The 2,167-nt window shown below is 42.4% G+C and carries 2 protein-coding genes and 1 pseudogene; 2 read left to right on the top strand and 1 reads right to left on the bottom strand.

All coding sequences use genetic code 11. The annotated features are described in order from the left end of the window. On the top strand, window positions 1-444 hold a 444-nt coding region (locus QUB30_RS33375; protein WP_333342602.1), incomplete at its 5' end, for a hypothetical protein. A gap of 72 nt (window positions 445-516) precedes the next feature. On the opposite strand, the pseudogene QUB30_RS33370 reads toward QUB30_RS33375, so the two are convergent. Then, window positions 517-1,575: pseudogene (locus tag QUB30_RS33370) on the bottom strand (ISKra4 family transposase). Between the two features lie 112 nt (window positions 1,576-1,687). Here QUB30_RS33370 and QUB30_RS33365 point away from each other — a divergent pair. Beyond that, on the top strand, window positions 1,688-1,810 hold the full coding sequence (locus tag QUB30_RS33365) for a hypothetical protein (RefSeq protein WP_333342600.1): 123 nt from the start codon (window positions 1,688-1,690) through the stop codon (window positions 1,808-1,810). Window positions 1,811-2,167: the final 357 nt, after the last annotated feature.

The raw sequence follows: 2,167 nt of genomic DNA, 5'->3' as shown, positions 1-2,167 counted from the left end.
CAAAAATGGATTCAAGCCACCCAAGAAGTTGAAAAAGCTCGATTTGCCATACCGATAACCAGGCTGACGAGTATCAAGAGTCTGTGCGTTAATGAAGTCGCTGCCGAAAAGTTTGCGCTCTACATTGCTCGACTGGTGCAGCAACAGATAAATCAGGCGAATTGTCCAGAACATTTCACGGATGAAGAATGGGAACAGCAAAAACAGTTAGTGGGTGAAGCGATCGCACTGATGGACAGTTACCGAGAAAACCCTAGTTACGAAAGTCGGCAATCTCTCAGAAACTTATTGAGAGACATTGATGGCTTGCAAGGGGATGACTACCGCAATTTTAGGTGGACAACCGTGCGCTTTGTCCGCAGCGGAGATTTACTAAAGCTAGAGTATGCGCTGCGCTGTTTTGTAGAGACAGATTTTCCCTATTGGGTTTACTTGCCTAGCTAGAGAATATGTAGAAGGCTATGGATTGCAGTCGGGTTGGGAGCATCTCAAATATGCAATGAGTATAAATACTATTCAGGCCAAAGCGAGATTTAAATAAGCACAACGATGTTTCAGAACTTGAGCCAGATTGTCACGATTCCACCCGGCCCCGGAGATTTTAATTCTCCGTCCAATTTGTTTAATTGTAGCCTCGACAGCACCGGAACCAATTGTGATCTTTTGAGACTGCATCGCCTGATAGTCAGGAATCCTACATCGATGTCGTTCTAAATAATCCAGAAAGTTCTTGACGTGAGGTACATCCCAGTCAGCCACAGCAGTGATTGCCTCATCGACCTGACCATGCCACAGATGAGCCTCCATTGTTCGCAAGCGTTGATTAGAGCCACCCAGTTTGTAGAGGTTTTCCGCATCGGTGATACCAATCTAAAATCTCTAAACGTTTCTCGAATGAAGCAATCCCAGCTATCAAATTCCAGACCCCTGGATGTCCATCACCCAAACAAGTAATTGGCTCACTATCGAGGCTGTCGATTCACCCAATCCAATAGCTGGTCATTCTCTTGAAAGAAAGCCGCACACTTTTGATGATGCAATGCCACAGCTTTGTAGTCTCGCCATTCACTGGCTTCTCCTAAGTCGGTTCTTAATCTTGCCTTGCCTCCATCTACACTCAAAGCGGTTACAGTTGTCTCTGAAGAGGCCTCCACAAATTCTTGTCGATGTACTAGCCGTTGTTGCGTACTGTGGGATACGTATATTCCTGTCAGTTGTTGTAAGTCTTTGGTGGTATTAGCATAGGATACGTTGGCGCTCAATATTAGGCAGCATTTTTCTAAGTGAGGGCTTAATCTTGTCCCTTTCTTGAGTCCGAGTTTTTTACTTTGTTGTTCTCTCACTCGCCATTTACCCATGCAGGTCTGGATTTCTCTAGCTCTGCCTGCTTCTGTTTGGCTGCTGCTGCTTAAAAAATTTTCCAATCTCTGGGGCTACTTCTTGGAGGACATGATCTCTCACGGCTAATTCAATACTGCCAAAGTCTTTTAGCTGTTCTGATGGTGTATTCTTGAGTAAGATAGCGGATACCTTTTCTAGACATTTTTGGAGTTCTTGAGTTTCTTCTGGGGTCATATTTTTCTCACTCGTAAGTGTGTTTTTACATTTTACATAATTATTGCATATTACTCTTCTAAGTATTTCTACTTATTGCATAATTGAGATGCTTCCGTCGGGTTCGGGTATCGTGGCTGAATCCGTACCCATGTTGTTGGAAGTAGCAGAATTTTGGTGTCAGTATTATTTCAATCAGAGTTTGAACGAGAAATTTCCCGATGGGGGCGATCGCTGCGTTCGACCCAACCCCTGAGAATTTTCAGATTAGATTGAGGGTTTGTTAAGCCTGCAACCCCTAAGATTGTCAAAACCGGTGCCAATACTCAGCATCTAATTCTACAATGTCTGCCGTGACAGAGCGGGTGTACCACTAAAAATCTAGGCGGGAAAACGCTTGTTTCCCTATCTAGGACTTGAAAGTGCTACCGGTAGAGTTGATTAAAAATAAAACTCTTATTCTCTATAATTTTTTCTAAATTGAATAATTAAATAAATATTAAATACTATGAAACAAAATAAGTTCATAGCTAAACTATTTTAATATATTTAGGAGCGAGTTGTATGTTTCAGTATTTTGTAATGATTCCTTCCCTTCTTGAAGAAAAAGAGG

The sequence above is a fragment of the Microcoleus sp. BROC3 genome (assembly GCF_036702515.1).
Classification (GTDB): Bacteria; Cyanobacteriota; Cyanobacteriia; order Cyanobacteriales; family Microcoleaceae; genus Microcoleus.
The sequence above is the reverse complement of the archived record's forward strand: the minus strand, read 5'-3'. Positions and strand labels throughout refer to the sequence as shown.